At 48.9% G+C, this 24,060-nt stretch carries 23 protein-coding genes and 1 other RNA gene; 20 read left to right on the plus strand and 4 right to left on the minus strand.

Annotation, left to right across the window (positions count from 1 at the left end; translation table 11 throughout):
- Positions 1-6: 6 nt before the first annotated feature.
- The 5 genes from IC803_RS01595 (at position 7) to IC803_RS01610 (ending at position 4,122) form a co-directional block, all read left to right on the plus strand.
- Complete coding sequence (locus IC803_RS01595) at positions 7-546, plus strand: hypothetical protein (RefSeq protein WP_081207175.1); 540 nt, start codon at positions 7-9, stop codon at positions 544-546.
- Positions 547-708: 162 nt separating this feature from the next.
- Positions 709-834, plus strand: a complete 126-nt coding sequence (locus tag IC803_RS18300) for a hypothetical protein (RefSeq protein ID WP_255396830.1) — start codon at positions 709-711, stop codon at positions 832-834.
- A 260-nt stretch (positions 835-1,094) separates the two neighbouring features.
- On the plus strand, positions 1,095-1,343 hold the full coding sequence (locus tag IC803_RS01600; protein ID WP_081207174.1) for a helix-turn-helix domain-containing protein: 249 nt from the start codon (positions 1,095-1,097) through the stop codon (positions 1,341-1,343).
- Positions 1,344-1,734: 391 nt separating this feature from the next.
- Entirely contained in the window at positions 1,735-3,585 is a 1,851-nt protein-coding gene (locus IC803_RS01605) for an HsdM family class I SAM-dependent methyltransferase (protein WP_081207173.1), read from the plus strand.
- A 15-nt stretch (positions 3,586-3,600) separates the two neighbouring features.
- Positions 3,601-4,122, plus strand: coding sequence for a restriction endonuclease subunit S (locus tag IC803_RS01610; protein WP_081207172.1), 522 nt, complete (start codon positions 3,601-3,603; stop codon positions 4,120-4,122).
- Positions 4,123-4,326: 204 nt separating this feature from the next.
- Here IC803_RS01610 and IC803_RS01615 read toward each other — a convergent pair whose 3' ends face one another.
- The gene (locus tag IC803_RS01615) at positions 4,327-5,160 is read right to left on the minus strand and encodes a hypothetical protein (RefSeq protein ID WP_190304250.1); all 834 of its coding nucleotides are present in this window, start codon (positions 5,158-5,160) and stop codon (positions 4,327-4,329) included.
- Positions 5,161-5,841: 681 nt separating this feature from the next.
- On the opposite strand from IC803_RS01615, the gene IC803_RS01620 reads away from it, so the two are divergent.
- From IC803_RS01620 to IC803_RS01665, 10 genes are all read left to right on the plus strand, one after another.
- Positions 5,842-6,057, plus strand: a complete 216-nt coding sequence (locus tag IC803_RS01620; RefSeq protein ID WP_081207169.1) for a hypothetical protein — start codon at positions 5,842-5,844, stop codon at positions 6,055-6,057.
- A 370-nt stretch (positions 6,058-6,427) separates the two neighbouring features.
- Positions 6,428-7,732, plus strand: coding sequence for an RNA polymerase factor sigma-54 (rpoN, locus tag IC803_RS01625; protein ID WP_081207168.1), 1,305 nt, complete (start codon positions 6,428-6,430; stop codon positions 7,730-7,732).
- A 33-nt stretch (positions 7,733-7,765) separates the two neighbouring features.
- A complete protein-coding gene (locus IC803_RS01630; RefSeq protein ID WP_081207167.1) occupies positions 7,766-8,011 on the plus strand; it encodes a glutaredoxin family protein in 246 nt (81 codons plus the stop codon).
- Positions 8,012-8,134: 123 nt separating this feature from the next.
- Positions 8,135-9,154 carry a sugar-binding transcriptional regulator gene (locus IC803_RS01635; RefSeq protein WP_081207166.1) on the plus strand — a complete coding sequence of 340 codons (1,020 nt, stop codon included), beginning with the start codon at positions 8,135-8,137 and terminating at the stop codon, positions 9,152-9,154.
- 44 nt (positions 9,155-9,198) lie between these two features.
- Entirely contained in the window at positions 9,199-10,206 is a 1,008-nt protein-coding gene (gene gap, locus IC803_RS01640; protein WP_081207165.1) for a type I glyceraldehyde-3-phosphate dehydrogenase, read from the plus strand.
- Positions 10,207-10,327: 121 nt separating this feature from the next.
- Entirely contained in the window at positions 10,328-11,512 is a 1,185-nt protein-coding gene (gene pgk / locus IC803_RS01645) for a phosphoglycerate kinase (protein WP_081207164.1), read from the plus strand.
- A gap of 61 nt (positions 11,513-11,573) precedes the next feature.
- Positions 11,574-12,335, plus strand: coding sequence for a triose-phosphate isomerase (tpiA, locus tag IC803_RS01650; RefSeq protein ID WP_081207163.1), 762 nt, complete (start codon positions 11,574-11,576; stop codon positions 12,333-12,335).
- Complete coding sequence (gene gpmI, locus IC803_RS01655) at positions 12,328-13,863, plus strand: 2,3-bisphosphoglycerate-independent phosphoglycerate mutase (protein ID WP_081207162.1); 1,536 nt, start codon at positions 12,328-12,330, stop codon at positions 13,861-13,863. Before tpiA ends, gpmI begins: the two co-directional genes overlap by 8 nt.
- 26 nt (positions 13,864-13,889) lie before the next feature.
- Positions 13,890-15,182, plus strand: coding sequence for a phosphopyruvate hydratase (gene eno / locus IC803_RS01660; RefSeq protein WP_081207161.1), 1,293 nt, complete (start codon positions 13,890-13,892; stop codon positions 15,180-15,182).
- A gap of 749 nt (positions 15,183-15,931) precedes the next feature.
- Positions 15,932-17,434, plus strand: coding sequence for a carboxylesterase/lipase family protein (locus IC803_RS01665; RefSeq protein WP_081207160.1), 1,503 nt, complete (start codon positions 15,932-15,934; stop codon positions 17,432-17,434).
- 236 nt (positions 17,435-17,670) lie between these two features.
- On the opposite strand, the gene IC803_RS01670 is transcribed toward IC803_RS01665, so the two are convergent.
- Positions 17,671-17,886 carry a hypothetical protein gene (locus tag IC803_RS01670; protein ID WP_081207289.1) on the minus strand — a complete coding sequence of 72 codons (216 nt, stop codon included), beginning with the start codon at positions 17,884-17,886 and terminating at the stop codon, positions 17,671-17,673.
- Positions 17,887-18,206: 320 nt separating this feature from the next.
- On the opposite strand from IC803_RS01670, the gene secG reads away from it, so the two are divergent.
- The 5 genes from secG (at position 18,207) to ssrA (ending at position 22,547) form a co-directional block, all read left to right on the plus strand.
- Positions 18,207-18,443, plus strand: coding sequence for a preprotein translocase subunit SecG (gene secG, locus IC803_RS01675; RefSeq protein ID WP_081207159.1), 237 nt, complete (start codon positions 18,207-18,209; stop codon positions 18,441-18,443).
- A 74-nt stretch (positions 18,444-18,517) separates the two neighbouring features.
- Positions 18,518-19,258 (plus strand): carboxylesterase, encoded by a 741-nt coding sequence (estA, locus tag IC803_RS01680; RefSeq protein WP_081207158.1) that lies wholly within the window; start codon positions 18,518-18,520, stop codon positions 19,256-19,258.
- A gap of 23 nt (positions 19,259-19,281) precedes the next feature.
- Complete coding sequence (gene rnr, locus IC803_RS01685; RefSeq protein ID WP_081207157.1) at positions 19,282-21,552, plus strand: ribonuclease R; 2,271 nt, start codon at positions 19,282-19,284, stop codon at positions 21,550-21,552.
- Positions 21,553-21,631: 79 nt separating this feature from the next.
- A complete protein-coding gene (smpB, locus tag IC803_RS01690) occupies positions 21,632-22,099 on the plus strand; it encodes an SsrA-binding protein SmpB (protein WP_008880280.1) in 468 nt (155 codons plus the stop codon).
- Positions 22,100-22,195: 96 nt separating this feature from the next.
- Positions 22,196-22,547, plus strand: a transfer-messenger RNA (tmRNA) gene (gene ssrA / locus IC803_RS01695).
- 386 nt (positions 22,548-22,933) lie between these two features.
- On the opposite strand, the gene IC803_RS01700 is transcribed toward ssrA, so the two are convergent.
- Positions 22,934-23,401, minus strand: a complete 468-nt coding sequence (locus IC803_RS01700) for a hypothetical protein (RefSeq protein ID WP_081207156.1) — start codon at positions 23,399-23,401, stop codon at positions 22,934-22,936.
- Between the two features lie 235 nt (positions 23,402-23,636).
- A complete protein-coding gene (locus IC803_RS01705; RefSeq protein ID WP_223812012.1) occupies positions 23,637-24,056 on the minus strand; it encodes a DUF6114 domain-containing protein in 420 nt (139 codons plus the stop codon).
- Between the last annotated feature and the right edge of the window lie 4 nt (positions 24,057-24,060).

Raw genomic sequence — 24,060 nt, forward strand, 5'->3', positions numbered from 1 at the left:
TAGGGAATGAATATCGTTGCAATCAATATGTCTGGAAAGCAACTGCCGGTCTATGATATGGATCTAAACCGAATCGGAACTATTTATCCTTACGAACTTTTTGGCTTGAATTATAGAGCAGGAGGGGATGGCTATGCTTTCTTCATTGTATTCCGCAATTCGAGCGGAATTCTAATAAGAGATGGGATGTTGATTGAGCCACCGGCAGGCGCGTTGGAAAATGCGTATAAATCGAAGTATCGTTATGGAACAGTAACCATTGGGGGAAGAACATATTCTACGTTCAAAATGAAGAGAACAGAGAATTTATATTCAGTGTCAGGACGGAAGATTGGTCAAGTTGCGGCTGGTCAATATGTAGCCACTGTTGATGACCCTAGCTCTGGCGATACAAACCCGCATTGGTTGCAAGTTTATTATGCTCGTGGTACTGACGGACGTTGGGACTCTCTTGCTGCGGATGGAGCTAGCTATGGATTTGTAAATATCGGCCTTGAAGATGGATCGATGTATAACACCGTTTCTTGCGATGGCTTGTGGGTGTAAATCTATAAACTTAAAAAAATCAAGGTTTCAAGGAGGATGTTTTGCTTCCTACAAAAGAATAATCATCATAAAAATCCCCTTTTTTGGGGATTTTTTTGTTATAACTATTGACAATTGTAAATAGATAAGGTATTATATAATCGAAAGGAGGTGAACAGCGGTGTGGAAGTGGTAAAGGAAATCATTCTTACGCTTGCGGCTCTCGCAACGTTGATTAAAACCATCCTCGAAATCAACGAAAAAATCGATGCGAAGCGCAAGCGCAAGAAAAAGAAGAAAAAACGATAAACTAATGAGGGGGTGGGGTTACCGCCAACCTCACCCTCTCAAGAATATTATATCCGTTCTTCCACACAAATTCCAATGAAGAAATGGTTCAAAAAAATCGAAGCGACAGATTGCTTTTTCGCAATGTTGTTCCTGTCTTGGTTGAACGAAATTGATTTCCACAACATGACGATTTTAAGATGGATCACGTTGGTGCTTGTTGCAGCTTGGGTGATCATGATCGTGATCAAATACAAATTGAAATTCGAGGGTGATGAATGATGGAATACCACTTGAAGAACCGGGAAGAAGTGGAGTGCTTCATTAAAAATGAAGTCCTCACCACTTCCGAAGTGGTTGAAATTCTTGGAGTTACTCGTCAACGGATTAGTCAAATGATTTCCGCTGGCAAGTTGAATCCGATAAAAAAATTACGTGGTGATAGCTTGTTTTTACGGCGGGATATTGAAGAAAGAAAAAAAGAACTTGAGGCATTGCGTAAGAAATATCGCCCGTATGATGAGAAATAATAGGCATTCCCTTGCCGTTTGGCAGGGGGATTTTTTTTGTGAAAATAATGTGAGTTCCAGTTGTTTATTTTCAACATTAGATTGTAAGTGAATTTTATCCATGTTTATTTTTGTGGATTGATGAAATAAATGGATATATAAAGTGATTGATTTTTCATGAAAAGATCCATGGGCGGCGATCTGCCCTCCACCCGGGGATGAAAATCTCGCGCCAGTTCGGCATTTTCACGGAAAATATTGGTACTTTTATGGACATGGTTATTATCTCTCCAGATTCATAGTTAAGATGTTAATTTTCCAGAGAGCATGTATACAGTTTTTATAGAAGATTTTTTGATGAATTGATAATATATAATTAAAAAATCATTTTTTTGAGAAGGAGTAAGTTCCAATGGTTAGAACGGAAAAAATAACTGATATGATTGTCTTTAATTTACTAAGAAAGAATGGTTATGTGGACGGGAATTTCAATCATATTGACCCAAAGGTAAAGGTATGGGCGAAGCAATCTTCTAACCCAAAAATAAAACAAGCGTTATCTAGTGCTTCTAAGAGAGGTACTTCGAAACAAGGTTATCCAGAATACATTATTCATGATGAAGTTAATGATTTAGTCATAGTAATCGAAAATAAAAAAGACTTAAACAAACACATGTACGAAGAACAGTTTGATGCGAAGATAGACGAATATGCAGTGAATGGAGCTTTATGGTATGCATCGAAATTGAAGGATGAATTTGACGTAATTGCGATTGGTATCTCCGGGAATTCGATTGACAACCTTTTGATTGATACATACGCATGGAGAAAAGGCGCTGAAACTTTCAGCAATCTAAACATTCATGAATTATCTAATATTAAAACATATAGGGAAAAATTGTATACAGCTATAGAACCTAAAAACAAATATGCACATGACTATCTTTTGATTAATAAAGAAGCAACGGAAATTAATAATTTTCTTCGGGATTATTTAGGGGTTATTGAGCACGAAAGATTGTATGTGCTAGGAGCTATCCTTTTTGCGCTAGAGCATCCCCAATTTAAAATGAGTTATTCCATTTTGAATGGAGACGAGGAGTTAGCTATAGCTATATGGCAAACAGTAGAAAGAAAAATCGAAGCCTCGAAGTTAAAAAACAAAGATATTATTGCTAACGAGTTAAAATCTACTTTACTGGGTTTAAAAGATGCCCAAAAAGAAGATGTAAAAGAGGTGTTTCCAAACGGAGCGTTATTAGAGTTGGTAAAAAAGGTTGATAACATTCTTTTTGACTATTACAAGAACAGCGAGTTAGATATTATTTCTTTATTTTTTAATGTTTTTCTCTCATATTCAACATCAGGGGGATCTGATTTAGGAATTGTATTAACTCCATCACATATAACTAAGTTATTCTGCGATATTGCTAATATCGATTTAGACTCGAAAGTTTTGGATATTTGCGCTGGAACGGGGGGATTCTTAACTTCTGCATGGAAAAAAATAGCGATGGATGAAAGGTATACAAAAGATCAAAAGGAATATTTTAAAAATAATAACCTCTACGGTGTTGAAAAAGATAAAAGTATTTACACTATTATTGCTTTAAATATGTTTTTGAATAAGGACGGTCGATCTCATCTCTATAAAGGGGATTGTTTTTCACTAGAAAATGAATTGAAGAGTTTTGGGTGTAATGTCGGATTTGTAAATCCACCTTATTCTGATTCTGTCTATCCCGAAATTCGCTTTGTAGAATACATGCTTGACGTCTTATTACCGGGATCTATTGGTATCGCTATTGTTCCTGTCAATGCTGTGTCATCTCGAACAAAGAAACATAATAGGTTAGATGAAATAAAAAGAAGAATTTTATTAAAAAATAGACTGATTGCCTCTATTCAGATGCCGAAAAATTTATTCTATCCCAAAGGTACCGAAACGATTATTCTGGTTTTTGAAACGGGACACGAGAACGACGGAGAAACGTGGTTCGCAAAATTCGATGATGGTTACGAGCTAATAAAGCATCAAAAAACAAGAACTCCCGGGCCTGATTCTGAACGGAAATATCAACAATTTTTGGAGTCATATAGAAAAAGAGAAGTTACTGATTTCTCCTTTAAAAGAAAGGTAACATATAAAGACCAATGGGTATATACGGTTTTTGCAGATTATGACTATACGGTTACAGATAAAGACTTACAAAATACTGTGAATGAATATATTGCATACTTGTTTAGAAATAACTATTTTTGAGGTGAGATTATTTTGATGAAAAAAGTTATATTAAGCGAGTACTTTGATATTATTTCGCCTAAACAAAGTGACAAAATAAATTTCACTGAGTCCTGTATGGATGATCCAGATGCCATTCCGTTTTTAGGGAGATCTTCCGCTAATAACGGAATTGTAAGCTATGTAAAAAAAGTTGAGGATTTGGTAAACGAGGGGGGGGTTATTACAATCGCTCTTGATGGAAGTACGGGATCAACTTTCTACCAGCATCATCCCTTTTCCTCGGGACAAAATATATGGATACTAAAACCAAAAGAGGAATATCTGCCTGAAGGGTTAACTCCATTAGTAGCTTTGTTTTTAGTTACGACAATAAGAAAAGCAGCGGAAAGTTATACTTATAATTTATCATTAACGAAAAAAAGGTTAAGTAAATTAAAAATTTTACTACCATTGGATATGTATGGAAAAATAGATATTAACTATATCTATAATAAAATGAGTAGTCTAAGAAATATAGATCTATTGGATAGAATTCCTAATAAAAGGGTTTTTTAAACTCAAAAAAATCATGAAAGATGACGCCTATACTGCTAAGCTTCAAAATTTATAAACTCAAAATATACAGCATAAGAGAATTTTTGTGCTTCTGATGTGACAGGTTTTTTGAGTATATATTATGATAATTGATAAAGTATATAATGAATGCCTCTCATCATTTCGAGGATTGAGAGGCATTTTGTTCATCGTAGAGGTCTTTTTTTAATTCCTTTTTGCCAATATAATTTTTTGCTCATCGATTTGGTTAATGCAGTCAATTAAAAAATCAAAAAGGAGTATTAATTTCAAGGAGTTTTCCTTGTTGCCGTAATTATTTATAGCACCATGTAATATGGCATGTCTGCTTATTTTCGAATTTACTTCCTTTCCGTGCTCAAAATGAACTAGAATATGTTTCGTATAATAGACATATAGAGCATCTTTAAAAGAATATAATTTTTCCTCATCGTTAATAAGTAAATACTTAAGATAAGTTTTTAAATCGTTAGTGTTTAGTGTTCCTTTATGATGAAATGTATCTACAATTATACCTTCAAGTTGTGGCAATAATGTTGGAATTGAAGCATGATACATCTGTTGAGTATGACATTTAATAATATTTCTCAGTATGGGCATTCTAGGTGAAAATAATTTTATTTTTTCCCATTTTAAGAGAATATGGTCTAGGTATGCTTCATCATAAATTTCGAACATCAAATCATCTAGATAACTCTTTACATATTCTTCACCAAATTCTTCATAATCAGCAACTATTCTTCGTATATCGGGTATTGCTATATCTTCGTGTGGTGGATATCCAAGTTCTACTATTATGGTTTTAAACTTTATTATGTCATCAGTGACATTTTTTAATTCTCTTCCAAGTTCATCGAGATAAGGAAAAATGGAATTACTGAATATATTGGTAATTTGTTTGCTAAGGGCATCTAATTTTTCATAAATCGGCCCCATACTTTTGGATACCATTTTATTTATTGAATCGAATTTTTTAGATAGTGATTCGACATTTTTGAAGTATGAATTGTTTAATGACATTTAATATCACCCTTCCACTTTTTATTTTTAAGAATAAGTACAATATTGTGATGCTCATAAAACTATTCTTTTAACATCAATAATACTAAAATTATACATATAGTTACATCAAAAAAGAGGAGTGAAATTATAATTGTTACGGAGATAACTTAGTCCCAAGTTCGACAGTGACTAGGCAAACAAAATGCCTCTAATCCCTTGATATCAAAGGGATGAGAGGCATTTGGGCATACTTCAGGCGTGTATCTAGGTGCGAGGGTGGATGCCTAGAATCTTCGGAGGAGGCTCCAGCCCTAGAGCTACAAAGAGTTGCGCTTGTTTGGCCGTCCGTTCGGTCGTTGACCAAGGTCGCCGTTTTTTTGAAGAAAAATGTCCAAGAATGAGACGTTCGCATTCGACTTTTACGTTCGGCCACGATTCATGATGGAGGTAAGCTAAGGTGATTCCATCGTTCTTTTTGGGTGTGACTCGTCGTGTGTACACGCCTATATTATAACCGATATTCAGCTATTTTAAAATAAGAAAGTCATGTGCCTATGAAATTCAGCGTTTTTTCCTAGGATTTGCATCGTGAAATCCTTGAAATTGCAGCATTTTGGCCATTTTCATTTGCCTAAAATGGCCTCAAAACTGTCGAACTCGGGTTAGTGTAATGAATACTATTTTTTGGAGGGATAAAACGTGTTTTCGATCATCGGCCGCCTGCGTTGCCCGATTTGTTCTGAACCGGTTCAGCCAGACGAGAAAGTGTTCCTCGACATCATCAATACTGTCATGCATCAAAAATGCTACTACAAGTTTCCGCATCACCGTCTTCCCATAAGGGATGAGGGATCGTTTCAGAAAATGCTTCTGAAGTATCCCTTCTTTCATCGAGAAGATGATGAGGAAGATTAAAAAAGGATGGAATATGAGCAACGAAAAGAAGGCGGATCGCTCCGCCTTTTTTGCACGGGATAGCAGCCGAAAATAATTTTGCACAAATTTTGCACGATACAAAAGAACGTGTGGCTCAAATATTGAAATATCAATACTTTTAGGATATGGTTATTATCCTGCCGAGGGAGCTACGCGTATAGGATCGATCATTTTTGAGTGCGGCCGCGTTTGCGGCCGTTTTTCGTTTTGATAGCTGCAAAGGGCGGGAAGATGGGGGCTTGGCGTTTTTGGTTTCCTTCGTTCGTTTGCCTGCAGGCAGCCGTCAAAAATTTCTCCTACCCCCTCCTGCTCCCGTCGTGTACAATATAAAGAAAAGGGGGGCGTGACGATGAGAGCGGAGTTAAGGCAAGAGCAGCGGCTGCAGCTGGCGCTGACGAAAGAACTCGTGCAGGCGATCGAACTGCTGCAATACTCAGCGCTTGATTTGGAAGCGTTTTTATACGAGCGGTCGTTGGAAAACCCGTTTTTGGAAATTCGCCGCAGCCGGGTGCGGCAGCGGGCTCATCGGACGGAACGGGATCAAAAGCAGTGGCTGGAGAACATCGGGGGCCGCCGAGAGACGCTCGCCGGCCATTTGCTTTCTCAGCTGCCTTCGTTGAAGCTGGCCGATCGGGACGAGCGCATCGTTCGTCATCTGATCACCGCGCTTGATGAGGACGGCTATTTGCGTGTGCCGCTGGCCGAGCTGGCGGTGCGCTTCTCCGTATTGGAACAAGAACTGGAACATGGGTTGCGCCTTGTGCAGTCGCTCGACCCGCCGGGAGTTGGCGCTCGTGATTTGGCCGAGTGCCTTCTTTTGCAGCTGGAACGCCTTCCGGAGCGCGATGAGTTGGCGGAGACGATCGTTCGCCATCATTTTGTCTCCTTTGCCGAAAAATCGTGGAAGACGCTCGCCAAGCAGCTTGGCGTCGGGCTCGGCGAGCTGCAGCGCGTCTTTGAGCTCATCCGCACGCTCGAGCCGCGTCCTGGCATTCACTATTCGAGCGACACGCCGCCTTTGGTTGTGCCGGATGTCATCGTCGCTCGAGGGGCGGATGGGGACTGGGTGGTCGCCTACAATGATGACATCCATCCGGAGCTTGGTTGGAACCGGGGGTACGAGCAGCGCATTGCCGCATCCGGCGACCGGCAGGCCGAACAGTTTATCAAAGAAAAATACCGACAGTTTGCGTGGCTCGCGAAAAGCCTTGAGCAGCGCAAGCAGACGCTGCTTCAGCTGATGGGGGTCATCGTGGAGCGCCAGCGCCCGTGCTTGGAATTCGGGCTTTCCGCGCTCAAACCGATGACGATGCGCGAGGTGGCCGAGGACCTGGGAGTGCATGAATCGACGGTGAGCCGCGCAGTAAGGCATAAATATGTACAAACGCCGTTTGGCACGGTCGAGCTGCGCCGCTTTTTTTCAAGCGCCGCGACGGCTGAGGCGGGGGAGACGGCTTCCTCTGTTCAAGTGAAGGCGATCATCCAAACGCTCATTTCCGCCGAAGACCGTCAGACGCCACTTTCTGATCAGCAGCTCGCCGATTTGCTTCGCGAGCGGCACGGCATCGCCATCTCGCGGCGAACGGTGGCGAAATACCGCGAGCAGCTGCGCATTCCGTCCTCGGCGAAGCGAAAGCAATACACGAATTTGTAAATTATGCGTAAGATGGAAGAAAGGAAGAAACCGATGCACATCCGTTTGTATACGAAAACGAACTGCCCGCTTTGCGAAAAGGCAAAAACCGTGTTAACCGAGCTGCAAGCGGATTATTCGTTCACGATGGAAGAGATCGATATTTACCAAGATGACGCGTTGCTTGAGAAATACCAGTTAATGATCCCGGTCATTGAACTCAACGGCGAAGAAATCGGCTATGGAATGATTGAAAAAGAAACGGTGAGAAAGCGGTTGCGGCAGGCGCAAAAAAGTTGAACACCTCCCTTCCTCCTGCTATAATGAAAATGGCGCGGGAGGAATTTTTTATCGATTGGTGGGACATAATATGTCACACCGGGACGCGTGATGTCCCTAAGTTCGATTGGGGAGAAAGGGCCGATGCAACCGTTATTAGAGGCACAAAAAAAATTATTGCCTGACTTGCTTGACGTTATGCAAAAACGATATCAGATTTTGCATTCCATTTCGCTCATGGCGCCGATCGGGAGGAGAGCGCTGGCCGCCAGCCTCGGCATGAGCGAGCGGGTGCTCCGATCGGAAACCGAGTTTTTGAAAGGGCAAAACTTGCTTTCCGCCGATGTGTCAGGCATGCGGTTAACAGAGGAAGGGCAGGCGCTGCTTCACACGCTTAATGACTTGATGCGGGAAGCGCTTGGGCTCAAGGAATTGGAAACGGCGCTGAAACAGCAGTTGAACGTGGCGCGCGTAGTGGTGGTCGCCGGGGATAGCGACCGTTCTGCTTGGGTAAAAAAAGAAATGGGAAGAGCTTGTGTCGCCTGCATGAAAGAGCAGCTCCGGCCTGGAGATATTGTCGCTGTGGCCGGCGGGACGACGATGGCGGCGGTGGCGGAAATGATGACGCCGGACTCGAAGCTTGGCGATGTGTTGTTCGTCCCGGCGCGCGGCGGGCTTGGCGAGGATGTTGAAAACCAGGCGAACACGATTTGCGCCAAAATGGCGGAAAAAGCGTCTGGACGTCATCGGCTGCTGCACGTACCCGACCATTTGAGCAGCGAAGCATATGCGTCGCTCGTCGAAGAACCGGCTGTCAAAGAAGTGCTCGAGCTCATTCAGTCGTGCCGCATGGTCGTCCATGGCATCGGCGAAGCGGTGACAATGGCGAAACGGCGGAAGACACCGCCTGCGGAGATGGAAAACATCATTGCCCACCATGCGGTCGCGGAAGCGTTTGGTTATTATTTCAACGAACATGGCGATGTCGTTCACAAAGTGAAAACGGTCGGCATTCAGCTTGAAAACCTCCCGCATGTTGAACATGTCATCGCCGTCGCCGGAGGCGCTTCGAAGGCGAAAGCCATTCGGGCGTACATAAAGCGGGCGCCGCATTCGCTCTTGGTGACGGACGAAGGCGCCGCCAAAGCGTTAGTAGGGGAGTAACGTCCCTTGCCGATACAATTATCCATTGTAAGGAGGAAAACACGATGACAGTAAAAATTGGGATTAACGGATTTGGCCGCATCGGGCGCAACGTGTTCCGCGCGGCGTTGAAAAACCCGAACATCGAAGTGGTGGCGGTCAACGACTTAACGGACGCGAACACGCTTGCGCATTTGCTGAAATACGACTCTGTCCATGGCCAACTTGACGCCGAAGTGTCGGTGAGCGGCAACAATTTGGTCGTCAACGGCAAAGAAATTATCGTCAAAGCAGAACGCGACCCAGCGCAATTAGCATGGAACGAGATTGGCGTTGAGATCGTCGTCGAATCGACCGGCCGTTTTACGAAACGTGAAGACGCAGCGAAACATTTGGAAGCTGGCGCGAAAAAGGTCATTATTTCCGCTCCGGCAACGAACGAAGACATTACGATCGTCATGGGCGTCAACCAAGACAAATATGATCCGAAAAACCACCACGTCATCTCAAATGCATCATGCACGACCAACTGCTTGGCGCCGTTTGCGAAAGTGCTGCATGAAAAATTCGGCATCATTCGCGGCATGATGACAACCGTTCACTCGTACACGAACGACCAACAAATTTTGGATTTGCCGCATAAAGATTTGCGCCGGGCCCGCGCTGCTGCGGAATCGATCATTCCGACGACGACGGGCGCTGCCAAAGCCGTCGCACTTGTTCTGCCGGAATTGAAAGGCAAATTGAACGGCATGGCGATGCGCGTGCCGACGCCGAACGTATCGGTCGTTGACTTGGTCGCTGAGCTGGAAAAAGAAGTGACGGTCGAAGAAGTGAACGCTGCGTTGAAAGCGGCCGCGGAAGGTGAGTTAAAAGGCATTTTAGCCTACAACGAAGAGCCGCTCGTCTCGCGCGACTACAACGGCAACCCGGCGTCGTCGACGATCGACGCGCTGTCGACGATGGTGCTCGAAGGCAAAATGGTGAAAGTTGTTTCGTGGTATGACAACGAAACGGGTTATTCGCACCGCGTTGTCGATTTGGCTGCCTACATTGCTTCCAAAGGACTATAAGGCCAGCTTGGCATTGAGTTTTCCATTCATTCAAGTCTATAATAGGAAAATGGAGGGGAGCGGGGAAATGATCCCCACTCCTTTTCCTTTGCCAAAACTGTGACCGAAGGGGGCCAGAACGATGAACAAGAAGACGATCCGCGACGTTGAGGTGAGGGGGAAACGCGTCTTTTGCCGCGTCGATTTTAACGTGCCGATGGAAGAGGGCGCCATCACTGATGACACGCGCATTCGCGCGGCGCTGCCGACGATCGAGTATTTGATCGAACACGGGGCGAAAGTCATTTTAGCGAGCCACCTCGGGCGCCCGAAAGGAAAAGTCGTCGAGGAGCTTCGTCTCGATGCGGTCGCTAAACGGCTTGGCGAATTGCTTGGGCGCCCGGTCGCGAAAACGGACGAAGCGGTCGGCGATGAAGTCAAGGCAGCGGTCGCTAACTTAAATGAAGGCGATGTGCTCTTGCTCGAGAACGTCCGTTTTTACCCCGGCGAAGAAAAAAATGATCCGGAACTCGCCCGGGCGTTTGCGGAACTGGCCGACCTGTACGTAAACGATGCGTTTGGCGCCGCCCACCGCGCCCACGCGTCAACGGAAGGGATCGCCCATCACTTGCCAGCGGTTGCTGGGTTTTTAATGGAAAAAGAAATCGAAGTGCTTGGCAAGGCGCTCTCGAATCCGGATCGCCCGTTTACGGCGATCATCGGCGGCGCGAAAGTGAAAGACAAAATCGGCGTCATCGACAACTTGCTCGATAGAGTCGACAACCTGATCATCGGCGGCGGGCTGGCGTATACGTTTGTGAAAGCGCTCGGCCATGACGTCGGCAAGTCGCTGCTTGAAGAAGATAAAATCGAGCTGGCGAAATCGTTTATGGAAAAAGCAAAAGAAAAAGGCGTCCGCTTTTATATGCCGGTCGATGTTGTCGTCGCGGATCGGTTCGCCAACGACGCCAATACGAAAGTCGTGCCGATTGACGCGATTCCAAGCGATTGGGAGGCGCTTGACATCGGTCCACAAACGCGCGAATTGTACCGCGATGTCATTCGTCAATCGAAGCTCGTCGTTTGGAACGGCCCGATGGGCGTCTTTGAAATGGAGGCGTTCGCTCATGGGACGAGAGCAGTCGCCGACGCGCTCGCTGAAGCTGCGGATACATACTCCGTGATCGGCGGCGGGGACTCAGCTGCGGCAGTTGAAAAATTTGGCTTGGCAGACAAAATGGACCATATTTCCACAGGCGGCGGCGCCTCGCTTGAGTTTATGGAAGGCAAGCAGCTGCCAGGGGTCGTGGCGTTAAACGACAAATGACCGATCGCGCCCAATGGGGCGAATGGCGGCGGACGCCGCTTAGCGAAAGGAAAGGTGAACGATGAGAAAACCGATCATTGCAGGCAACTGGAAAATGCATAAAACATTGGCGGAAGCCGTTCAGTTTGTCGAGGAAGTGAAAGGGCTTGTGCCGCCGAGAGCGGAAGTTGATTCCGTCATTTGTGCGCCGTTTTTGTTTTTGGATCGGTTGGTGCAAAATACAAACGGCACCGATTTGCAAATCGGGGCGCAAAACATGCATTTTGCCGACCAAGGAGCGTACACCGGCGAAGTGAGCCCGGTGATGCTGAAAGACCTCGGCGTTACGTATGTCATTCTCGGCCATTCCGAGCGCCGGCAAATGTTTGTCGAGACGGATGAGACGGTCAATAAAAAAGTGTTGGCCGCCTTTACCCGCGGTCTCGTGCCGATCATCTGCTGCGGCGAGACGTTGGAAGAACGGGAAGCGGGGCAGACGAACGCCGTCGTCGCTTCGCAAGTGGAAAAAGCGCTCGCGGGATTGACGCCGGACCAAGTGAAGGCAGCGGTCATCGCTTACGAGCCGATTTGGGCGATCGGCACGGGCAAATCGTCAACCGCCGAAGACGCGAATGAGGTTTGCGGTCATATTCGTTCAGTCGTCTCGCGCTTGTTTGGCCCGGAAGCGGCAGAAGCGATCCGCATCCAATACGGCGGCAGCGTCAAGCCGGACAACATCCGCGATTTTGTGGCTCAAGAGCATATTGACGGTGCCCTAGTCGGCGGCGCGAGCCTCGAGCCGGCTTCGTTCTTGCAGCTCGTGGAGGCGGGGCGCCATGAGTAAAAAACCGGTTGCGCTCATCATTTTAGACGGGTTTGCGCTGCGCGAGGAAACGTACGGCAATGCGGTTGCCCAGGCGAAGAAGCCCAACTTTGACCGCTATTGGAACGAGTATCCGCATGCGACATTGAAAGCGTGCGGCGAGGCGGTCGGGCTGCCGGAAGGGCAAATGGGCAACTCAGAAGTCGGACACTTGAACATCGGGGCCGGCCGCATTGTGTACCAAAGCTTGACGCGGGTCAACATCGCCATTCGCGAAGGGGAGTTTGAGCAGAACGAAACGTTTTTGGCGGCGATGAACCATGTAAAAGAGCATGGAACAAGCTTGCATTTGTTTGGCCTGCTTTCGGACGGCGGGGTGCACAGCCATATTCACCATTTGTACGCCCTTCTGCGCTTAGCGGCGAAAGAAGGCGTGAAGCGTGTGTACATCCACGGCTTTTTGGACGGCCGCGACGTCGGCCCGCAAACGGCGCCGCAATACATCAAAGAACTGCAGGAGAAAATCAAGGAATACGGCGTCGGCGAAATCGCGACGTTATCGGGCCGCTACTACTCGATGGATCGCGACAAACGGTGGGACCGCGTCGAGAAGGCGTATCGGGCGATGGTGTATGGCGAAGGCCCGACGTACCACGATCCGCTTGAGTGCATCGAAGACTCGTACAAAAACGGCATTTACGATGAGTTCGTTCTGCCGTCGATCATCGTCCGTGAAGACGGCCGGCCGGTGGCGACGATTCAAGACCATGACGCGATCATTTTTTACAACTTCCGCCCCGATCGGGCGATCCAAATTTCAAACACGTTCACGAACGAAGATTTCCGTGAGTTTGATCGCGGCCCGAAACATCCAAAAAATTTGTTCTTCGTCTGCTTGACCCATTTCAGTGAAACGGTGAAAGGGTACGTGGCGTTCAAGCCGACGAACCTCGACAATACGCTTGGCGAAGTGTTGTCGCAGCACGGCTTGCGCCAACTGCGCATCGCCGAGACGGAAAAATATCCGCACGTGACATTTTTCATGAGCGGCGGCCGCGAAGAGAAGTTTCCGGGCGAAGACCGGATTTTGATCAACTCGCCGAAAGTGGCGACGTACGATTTGAAGCCGGAAATGAGCGCCTATGAAGTGACGGACGCGCTGCTGAAAGAGATTGCGGCTGATCAGTACGATGCGATCATCTTGAACTACGCCAACCCGGATATGGTCGGCCACTCCGGCAAGCTCGAACCGACGATCAAAGCGGTGGAAGCCGTTGATGAGTGCCTCGGCAAAGTGGTTGATGCTATTTTAGAAAAAGGTGGAATGGCCATTATCACCGCCGACCACGGCAACGCCGATGAAGTGTTGACGCCGGATGGCAAGCCGCAAACGGCTCATACAACCAATCCGGTGCCGGTGATTGTCACCAAACATGGCATCGAGCTGCGCAAAGACGGCATTTTAGGCGATTTGGCGCCGACGATGCTCGATTTGCTTGGCTTGCCGCAGCCGAAAGAAATGACCGGAAAAACGTTAATCGTTAAATAACAAACATCGAAAAGGAGAGTGTCGATATGTCTGCGATTATTGATGTGTATGCGCGTGAAGTGCTCGACTCGCGCGGCAACCCAACGGTAGAAGTGGAAGTGTACACGGAAGACGGCGGCTTCGGCCGCGCGCTGGTGCCAAGCGGCGCTTCGACGGGCGAATATGAAGCCGTTGAACTGCGCGACGGCGACAAAAACCGCTACCTCGGCAAAGGGGTGTTAAAAGCGGTGGAGAACGTCAACGAAGTGATCGCACCGGAAATCATCGGCCTTGAAGTGACCGACCAAGTGGCGATCGACCGCACATTAATGGAGCTTGACGGCACGGAAAACAAAGGGAAACTTGGCGCGAACGCCATTTTGGGCGTGTCGCTGGCGGTCGCCCGCGCGGCAGCGGACGAGCTCGGTCTGCCGCTGTACCAATACTTGGGCGGCTTTAACGCCAAAACGCTGCCGGTGCCGATGATGAACATTTTAAACGGCGGCGCGCATGCGGACAACAACGTTGACATTCAAGAATTTATGATTATGCCGGTCGGTGCGGAAAGCTTCCGCGAAGCGCTGCGCATGGGGGCGGAAATTTTCCACAGCTTAAAAGCGGTGTTGAAGGCGAAAGGCTACAACACGGCAGTCGGTGACGAAGGCGGCTTCGCGCCGAACTTGAAATCGAACGAAGAAGCGCTGCAAACGATCATCGAAGCGATTGAAAAAGCCGGCTACAAACCGGGCGAACAAGTGATGCTCGCGATGGACGTTGCTTCTTCTGAGCTGTACAACAAAGAAGACGGCAAATACCATCTCGAAGGCGAAGGCGTCGTCAAAACATCGGAAGAAATGGTCGCTTGGTATGAAGAGCTCGTGTCGAAATATCCGATCATCTCGATCGAAGACGGGCTCGATGAAAACGACTGGGAAGGCCATAAACTGCTCACCGAGCGGCTCGGCCAAAAAGTGCAGCTTGTTGGCGACGATTTGTTCGTGACGAACACGAAAAAACTGGCCGAAGGCATTGAAAAAGGCGTCGGCAACTCGATCTTGATTAAAGTAAACCAAATCGGCACGCTGACGGAAACATTCGATGCCATTGAGATGGCCAAACGCGCCGGCTACACGGCGGTCATCTCGCACCGCTCCGGCGAAACGGAAGACAGCACGATCGCTGATATCGCGGTGGCCACGAACGCCGGCCAAATCAAAACAGGCGCGCCATCGCGCACCGACCGCGTCGCGAAATACAACCAATTGCTCCGCATTGAGGACGAGCTCGGCCACACTGCGATTTACCAAGGCTTAAAATCGTTTTACAATTTGAAAAAATAACAGAAACAGGCGTCCCTAACGGAGGGGCGCCTGTTGTTTTGATGGAGGCAAAAGGGCGCTGAATGGCTGGCGTTGATCAAGACGTTTTGATGCATTCAGGAAAGCTGCGCCTATCCATCTCCATAAGATGGAACCATTCGTCAATGATCGTCTTGTGCTGCAGGGTGCAGACCGTGAATGTCGTCTCATGATGAGGACAAAGTCAAGTGGCATAATTTGTATAAAATTATCTAATTTTTTCCAATAGTTTTTTTTTTAGAATGGAATTATAAAAAAGAATTCGCAATACTTGATGGTCAAATAATCTTTAGAAGGCTAGTGAAAAACTAGTTTTTTGCTCAAATCGGCGGTATTTGATCAGAAACGAGAACAGCTCTGAAAAGGCTTATCTCATTGAAAAAAAGAGTTAGGGTGAGTCGCTTTTTCATTAAAAATCACAGGGATTTTTTACCATACTTGATAAAAATGACTTAAGTGAATCGTTTTTTCAATAGAAAATCCAGCATATTTTGACTACAATGAGCGATTTGAAGAATTCATAGTTTCTAATCCTCAAAATGGGACTCTTCGATTGGTCAAAAACGGGAAAGTAATCAAAAAAATTAAAGTTGGAGATCATTGTAGTATAGTGAAAGCCGTTCAAAAAAAATAAACTTCGCACCTTCTTGACATAGGGAGGAGTAATGGAAGCAAGCGGTTCTTTTGTTTATAATATTTTTTGAATCATCGAAATATTAAGGGGGATGGGGATGGAACGAACCGTTGTTGAAACAAGGTGTGGGCGGCTGCGCGGGGAAACGAATGAAGGCGTTTTCGTTTGGAAAGGGATTCCGTATGCGAAAGCGCCGGTCGGCGAGCGGCGGTTTCTGCCGCCGGAACCTCCTGAGGCATGGGATGGGGTGCGGGAGGCGACATCGTTCGGGCCGGTTGTCATGCAGCCGTCGGATCCGATTTTCAGCGGATTGCTCGGGAGGATGAGCGAGCCGCCGAGCGAGGATGGGCTTTACCTCAACATTTGGTCGCCCGCGGCCGATGGGAAGAAGCGCCCGGTGTTGTTTTGGATTCACGGCGGTGCCTTTTTGTTTGGTTCGGGCTCGTCGCCGTGGTATGATGGGGCGGCGTTTGCGAAACACGGTGATGTCGTTGTCGTGACGATCAACTACCGAATGAACGTGTTCGGCTTTTTGCATCTTGGTGATTGGTTTGGCGAAGCGTACGCCCAAGCGGGCAATCTCGGTATTTTGGATCAAGTGGCGGCATTGCGCTGGGTGAAGGAGAACATTGAGGCGTTTGGCGGCGATCCCGACAATGTGACGATTTTCGGCGAATCGGCCGGAGCGGCGAGCGTTGGCGTGCTGTTGTCGCTTCCGGAAGCGAAGGGGCTGTTTCACCGCGCCATCTTGCAAAGCGGTTCGGGATCGCTTCTCCTCCGTTCGCCGGAGACAGCCATGGCCATGACCGAGCGCATTTTGGAGCGGGCCGGCATCCGTCCGGGCGACCGCGATCGGCTGTTGTCGATCCCCGCCGAGGAGCTGCTGCGGACGGCGCTGTCGCTCGGTCCGGGAATCATGTACGGTCCGGTGGTGGATGGCCGCGTATTGCGGCGCCATCCGATCGAAGCGCTCCGCGATGGGGCGGCCAGCGGCATTCCGCTTCTCATTGGCGTGACGAAAGATGAGTACCATTTGTTTACCTTGACGGATCCGTCTTGGACAAAGCTTGGCGAAAACGAACTGCTTGACCGGATCAACCGCGAAGTCGGGCCGGTTCCGGAAGCGGCCATCCGCTATTACAAGGAAACGGCAGATTCGTCAGCGCCCGCATGGCAGAAATGGCTGCGCATCATGACATATCGCGTGTTTGTCGAGGGGATGCTGCGGACGGCGGATGCCCAGGCGGCTCAGGGAGCCGAGGTGTACATGTATCGATTTGATTACGAAACGCCGGTGTTCGGCGGACAGCTGAAAGCGTGCCATGCGCTTGAGCTGCCGTTTGTGTTTCACAACCTCCATCAGCCGGGCGTCGCGAATTTCGTCGGCGCTCGTCCGGAGCGCGAGGCAGTCGCTGACCAAATGCATTACGCTTGGCTGGCGTTTGCCCGCAATGGCAACCCGAATGGCGCTCATTTGCCAGAGGAGTGGCTGGCGTATACGAACGAGCGCAAGCCGGTCTTTGTCTTTTCAGCTGCGAGCCATGTCGAAGACGATCCGTTCAGCCGCGAGCGGGAAGCGTGGCAAGGGCGAATGGGATGAGCGGGATGTGCAGCCTGCCATCTTCATCGGAACAGTCCTTAAAAGGCGGATGAAAAACGACAGATTCGCTCGACTGATGAGTCATGGCTGCTTAGTGCACGTCGATCGGGGGAAAGGGGCTGACCGCTGTATTTGAGCCACGAGCAAGGACCGTGTAATGAACGAAGCGGATATGTCTATGCAGCGGGAAAGAGGGAGTCTCACTGCATTTCGAGACCCCCTCTTCTATGTACCGTTTAATTGTTCGTTTGCGCCGCAGGAAGCCCGAACTGCTCGGCGAGCGCCGGATCGCGGTCGATCGCTTCGATGAGTTTTCGCATGACGTTGATATCAAACGTAAAATTCGACCCGATCGGCGAGGTGACGAAAATTTTCCCTTCTTTCGCTTCGCGCGCCCGTTTGAATTGATAGCCGTCAATCGCGATGACGACTCGTTCGTCTGGCCTTGCCATCAAAATCCCTCCATCGCTGTTTTTTCTTTCATTGTACTTGATTTTCGCGATGAACACCAATGTTCATTTCGTTCTCACTAGGACAAGCAGCTGGGATGTTGTACGAAAGGAAAGAGATGGAAGGGGGCGATTTCCTCCGGTTTCCCTGTTTCCCATTGAGAACCTTGGGGCGCAACTTTTTTCCATCTCCTCCCTATGGTGCGGAGCGTCTTGTTTGCCCGCCCTTCTTGATTGGCGACGGACGGGTGAGGCAGTTGCTGCAAACGGTGATCTATGGTATAGTAAAACTATTGCAACGTAGGTCGTTGGAGGTGTCAAGCATGCATGCCTTGCTTGTGACGCTGCTTGTGATTGTGTCGATTGCGCTGATCGTCGTTGTGTTGCTGCAGTCAGGCCGAAGCGCCGGGCTGTCGGGAGCGATTACCGGCGGCGCCGAGCAGCTGTTTGGCAAACAGAAAGCGCGCGGGCTCGATGCCGTGTTTCAGCGCGTAACGGTCGTATTGGCCATTTTGTTTTTCGTATTGACGATTCTCGTCGCATACGTCCAACCATCATAAGCGAAAAGCGGGGGCGGTCCTGATAAGAAACGGGCTGCCTTTTCTATTTCATCCAGAGAGGAAGGAGAACGATGATGAAAATTGTTCCGCCAAAACCGTTTTTCTTTGAGTCCGGGGAGCGCGCCGTTTTGCTTTTGCACGGATTCACCGGCAACTCCGCAGATGTCCGGATGCTCGGACGCTTTCTCGAATCAAAAGGCTACACGTGCCATGCGCCGATTTACAAAGGGCACGGCGTGCCGCCGGAAGAGCTTGTCCATACCGGTCCGGATGATTGGTGGCAAGATGTGATGAACGGGTATCAGTTTTTGAAAAACAAAGGCTACGAAAAAATCGCGGTCGCCGGGTTGTCGCTTGGAGGCGTATTTTCCTTAAAATTAGGTTACACTGTACCTATAGAAGGCATTGTGACCATGTGCGCACCGATGTATATCAAAAGCGAAGAAACGATGTATGAAGGTGTGCTCGAGTATGCGCGCGAATATAAAAAACGGGAAGGAAAATCGGCAGAACAAATTGAACAAGAAATGGAGCAGTTCAAACAAACGCCGATGAACACATTGAAAGCTTTGCAAGAACTCATTGCCGATGTGCGCGGCCACCTTGATTTGATTTACGCGCCGACGTTTGTCGTCCAGGCGCGCCATGACCATATGATCAACCCGGATAGCGCCAACATCATTTACAACGAAATTGAATCGCCAATCAAGCAAATCAAATGGTATGAACAATCCGGCCATGTCATTACGCTTGATGAAGAAAAAGACCAGCTGCATGAAGATATTTATGCGTTTCTTGAGTCGTTAGATTGGTAACGGCGGAAAGGAGGAGGGAGCCGATGGATCAAGCATTGGCCGAACGAATTTTAACGTTTATGCGCGATGAGGCGTATAAGCCGCTCACCGTGGGAGAACTCGAAGAAGCGTTTGGGATCGCGGAGGCGGACGAATTTAAAACGTTCGTGAAAACGCTCGTCGCCATGGAAGAAGAAGGGCTTGTCGTCCGGACGCGCAGCAACCGCTACGGCGTGCCCGAACGGATGAACCTCGTGCGCGGCAAAGTGACGGGCCATGCGAAAGGATTTGCCTTCGTCACGCCGGAAGAGCCGGGAATGGATGATATTTTCATCCCGCCGTCAGAATTGAAAAATGCCATGCACGGTGACACGGTGCTTGTTCGCGTTCAGGCCGACTCCGCCGGAGCGCGCCGCGAAGGGACGATCGTCCGCATTTTGGAGCGCGGGGTGAAAGAAGTCGTCGGTACATACACGGAAAGCAAATATTTCGGTTTTGTCATCCCCGATGACAAACGGATCGTCAACGACATTTTCATCCCGAAAAATGCGGCGAACGGAGCGGTCGAAGGGCATAAAGTCGTCGTCCGCCTGACGTCGTATCCAGAAGGGCGGATGAGCGCCGAAGGGGAAGTCATTCAAATTCTCGGCCATAAAAACGACCCGGGCGTCGATATTTTATCGGTCATCTATAAGCACGGTTTGCCGCTGCAGTTTCCAGATGACGTCATCGAGCACGCCAACCGTGTTCCGGACGTGATTACGGAAAAGGATCTCGAGGGGCGCCGCGACTTGCGCGGCGAGATGATCGTCACGATCGACGGGGAAGATGCGAAAGACTTGGACGATGCCGTCACAGTGACGAAACTCGAGAACGGAAACTATAAACTTGGCGTCCATATCGCCGATGTGAGCCATTACGTTGAAGAAGGCTCGCCGATTGACCGCGAAGCGTATGAGCGTGGCACGAGCGTCTATTTGGTCGACCGCGTCATTCCGATGATTCCGCACAGGCTGTCGAACGGCATTTGCTCGCTCAACCCGAAAGTCGACCGGTTGACGCTGTCGTGTGAAATGGAAATCACCCCGCAAGGCGAAGTCGTCCGCCATGACATTTTCCAAAGTGTCATCCGTACCGTCGAGCGGATGACGTATTCCGACGTCAATAAAATTTTGGTCGATAAAGACGAGGCGTTGCGTGAAAAATACGCGCCGCTCGTGCCGATGTTTGAACTCATGGCCGAGCTCGCCGACATTTTGCGGACGAAACGGATGAAGCGCGGGGCAATCGATTTCGATTTTAAAGAGGCGAAAGTGCTCGTTGATGAAAACGGCAAGCCATATGACGTCGTATTGCGCGAACGGTCGGTTGCCGAGCGGCTCATTGAAGAGTTTATGTTGGCGGCGAACGAGACGGTCGCTGAGCATTTCCATTGGCTCAACGTGCCGTTTATGTACCGTGTTCACGAAGACCCGAAACCGGAGAAACTGCAGCGCTTTTTGGAGTTCATTACGAACTTCGGCTATGTCGTCAAAGGAACGGGCAACCACATCCACCCGCGCGCCTTGCAGCAAATTCTCGAGGCGGTGCGCGGCGAACCCGAAGAGATGGTCATTTCGACCGTTATGCTCCGGTCGATGAAGCAGGCCCGCTATGACGCCGAAAGCCTCGGCCACTACGGGCTGTCGACTGAGTTTTACACCCATTTTACGTCGCCGATTCGCCGCTATCCGGACTTGATCGTCCACCGGTTGATCCGGACGTATCTCATCAATGGGCAGATGGACCGTGACACCCAACAAAAATGGGCGGAAAAGCTGCCGGATATCGCCGAACACGCGTCCAACATGGAGCGGCGCGCCGTCGAGGCCGAGCGGGAGACCGATGACTTAAAGAAAACGGAGTTTATGGAAGATAAAATCGGGATGGAATTTGACGGCATCATTAGTTCTGTCACGAACTTCGGCTTGTTCGTCGAGCTCCCGAACACGATTGAAGGATTGGTGCACGTCAGCTATTTAACGGACGATTATTACCGCTATGACGAACGCAGCTATGCGATGATCGGCGAGCGGACGGGGAAAATGTACCGCATCGGCGATGAGATTACCGTCCGCGTCATCAACGTCAACAAAGACGAGCGGATCGTCGATTTTGAAGTCGTCGGCATGAAAGGGCGCCGCCCGCCGAAAGCGAAAGCCGCCCCGGTCGTCATTGAAGGGAAAAAGCAAAAGAAAGCAAAAGCAGAAGCGAAAAAGAATCACAACACCAATCGCGGCGCCAAAGCAAAAAAGAAGAAAAAGAAAAAACGGTAAGGAAAAGCCGAGCAGGCGGCTTTTCCTTCTTTTTCATTTTTGGTACAATAAAAGCGCTACGATGAGGAGGAGGACGTGTATGCCAAAAGGGGAAGGAAAAGTGATCGCGCAAAACAAAAAAGCGCGCCATGATTATTTTATTGAAGAAACGTATGAAGCGGGTCTCGTTTTGCAAGGGACGGAAATTAAATCGATCCGCAACGGGCGCGTCAACTTAAAAGATTCGTTCGCTAAAGTCGAAAAAGGGGAAGTGTTTCTCCATAATATGCATATCAGTCCGTATGAACAAGGCAACCGCTACAACCATGATCCGCTGCGGACGCGAAAGCTCCTCCTGCACCGCCGTGAAATCAACAAGCTGATCGGCTACACGAAAGAGCAAGGGTATACGCTCGTGCCGCTGAAATTGTATATCAAAAACGGCTTCGCCAAAGTCGAACTGGGCGTCGCCAAAGGGAAGAAAAAATACGACAAGCGCGAAGACATGAAGCGGAAAGAAGCGCAACGAGAAATCGAGCGGGCGTTCCGCGAGCGGCAAAAGATTTGACGCATATTTCCATTGCAAATGCGTCTAGCCATGATATAATAAGAGTACGAAAGCCAGTTGATCCATGCTTAAGCTCCGATCTTTCTTCGCAACCGCGGGGACGATCCGGATTCGACAGGGGTAGGTCGAGCTTAAGCGGCGAGCCGAGGGGGACGTCCTCGTAAAAACGTCACCTAAAGATAACTGGCAAACAAAACTACGCTTTAGCTGCCTAATTGCTGCAGCTAGCTCCTCCCGCCATCGCCCGTGTGGCGTCCGAGGGGTTCATATGAAGCGGGCTACGCCCAAATCCACCGCCTGAGGACGAGGGAAGAGATGAACCAGGCTAGCCGCCGGGAGGCCTGTCGGTAGGCGGAACGGACGGCGAAGCAAAATATACCGACTACGCTCGTAGATGCTTAAGTGGCGATGCCTCTGGACGTGGGTTCGACTCCCACCGTCTCCATTTCCAACATCCAAACGGTTTGGATGCAAAATCGTGAAACCCTTGATGCGACCGCATTTGTGGTCGCTTTTATTTTTTCAAGAACCCGAAAGAATCCCGTAGAATTTGGGGAATTTTGCATGAATTTTGCATAGCTTTTTTATGGTCAGCAACAGGAATTTGAAAACACGCTGCGTGGGTCTTGCTCCATCATCACGGGAAGAGAAGCTGCGGCCAGCATGGACAGGGGAATTCGCCTTACGCTTGCGGCCCTGGACAGCTTGGCCGCTTCTTCTTCGTTTCCCATCAAGATGTTTTTAGATGTTGGAATGCTGGTTTTGGCGGACGATGGATTTCATTCGGTTTCCATCATAGTTAGAATATTGCAATCGTTTCGTTTGAGGGGGAAGTCATTTGGCCCATCGCAGGCTTGTGATCGCCGCTTCATGTTCGATAGAGCGTTTGGACAACACTTGCAATACTTGTTCGTGGCGCTCTTGATTCGCCTCGATCGCTTTCACCATTTCGTTCGTTTCCAACACCGCTTGCCGAATCGGAATGAGATCTTCTTTCGTTGCCATTTTCCTTTCGATTTCGTTTATTTTGCCTTGAAGTTCAGTGACTTTGCCTTGCAGTTCGGCGACTTCGTCCTTGGTGGCCATGTTGGCTTCGATGTCGCGAATTTTGGCCTGCAGTTCGGCGACTTCGTCCTTGGTGGCCATGTTGGCCTCGATGTCATGAATTTTGGTTCGAAGTTCGGCGACCTCTTCCTTAGTGGCCATATTCGCTTTGATATCGTTGATTTCAGAGGTTAGGGCGCCGATTGTCGAGTGCAATGCATCGAGGCGATGCAAAATTTGGTTTAAAACCGTTTCCATCCTCGCCATCCTTTCTGAAATGGAATAGGGTTGACACGCGCCTTCGGTAAAATCGATGCTGCCAAAGAAATTGTACCATAGATGGCGAAAACAAAGGAGAGATTTGTCGCATGACAGGAAACATTTCAAGGTGGAAGAAAGTCAAGCGGATGAGAAAATCCATCAATTTAATAGAGCAAAAAACAACAAAACCGAACGGGACGGTCGATCCGCGTTCGGTTTTGCTTCATGGCTTTCAGTGGGTGACGTTGGCGGCCTCTTTGTCCGCAGCCGCTTCGCTATGCGCCAGCGGGGCGGCGGAGTCGGCCCATTGCGGGCGCCAAGCGATGCAAAGCGCCCCGCCGATGATGCCTAAAATCGTGCCGATTAAAAAGCCGCCTAACGCGCCCATGATCGACAAGATGGCGCTGAACATGCCGATGATGCCAAACAGTGTCGACAGGCGCGGCGTTGCGTAGGACAACGCGGCCATAAGCAACACCATCCCGCCGAGGAAAAAGCCGACGAAAACGGTGCTGCCCGGGACGAGCGAAATTTCGTATAAATGCGCTGGAATCCATAGAATGATCAAGCCCGACAGCAAGAGAAGCGTCGCCCCCCAAAACGGCCGCCGCTGGCGCCAACGCCTGAACGTCTGCCAATAGGAACGGGTCATATCA

Source organism: Geobacillus sp. 46C-IIa (genome assembly GCF_014679505.1).
Classification (GTDB): Bacteria; Bacillota; Bacilli; order Bacillales; family Anoxybacillaceae; genus Geobacillus.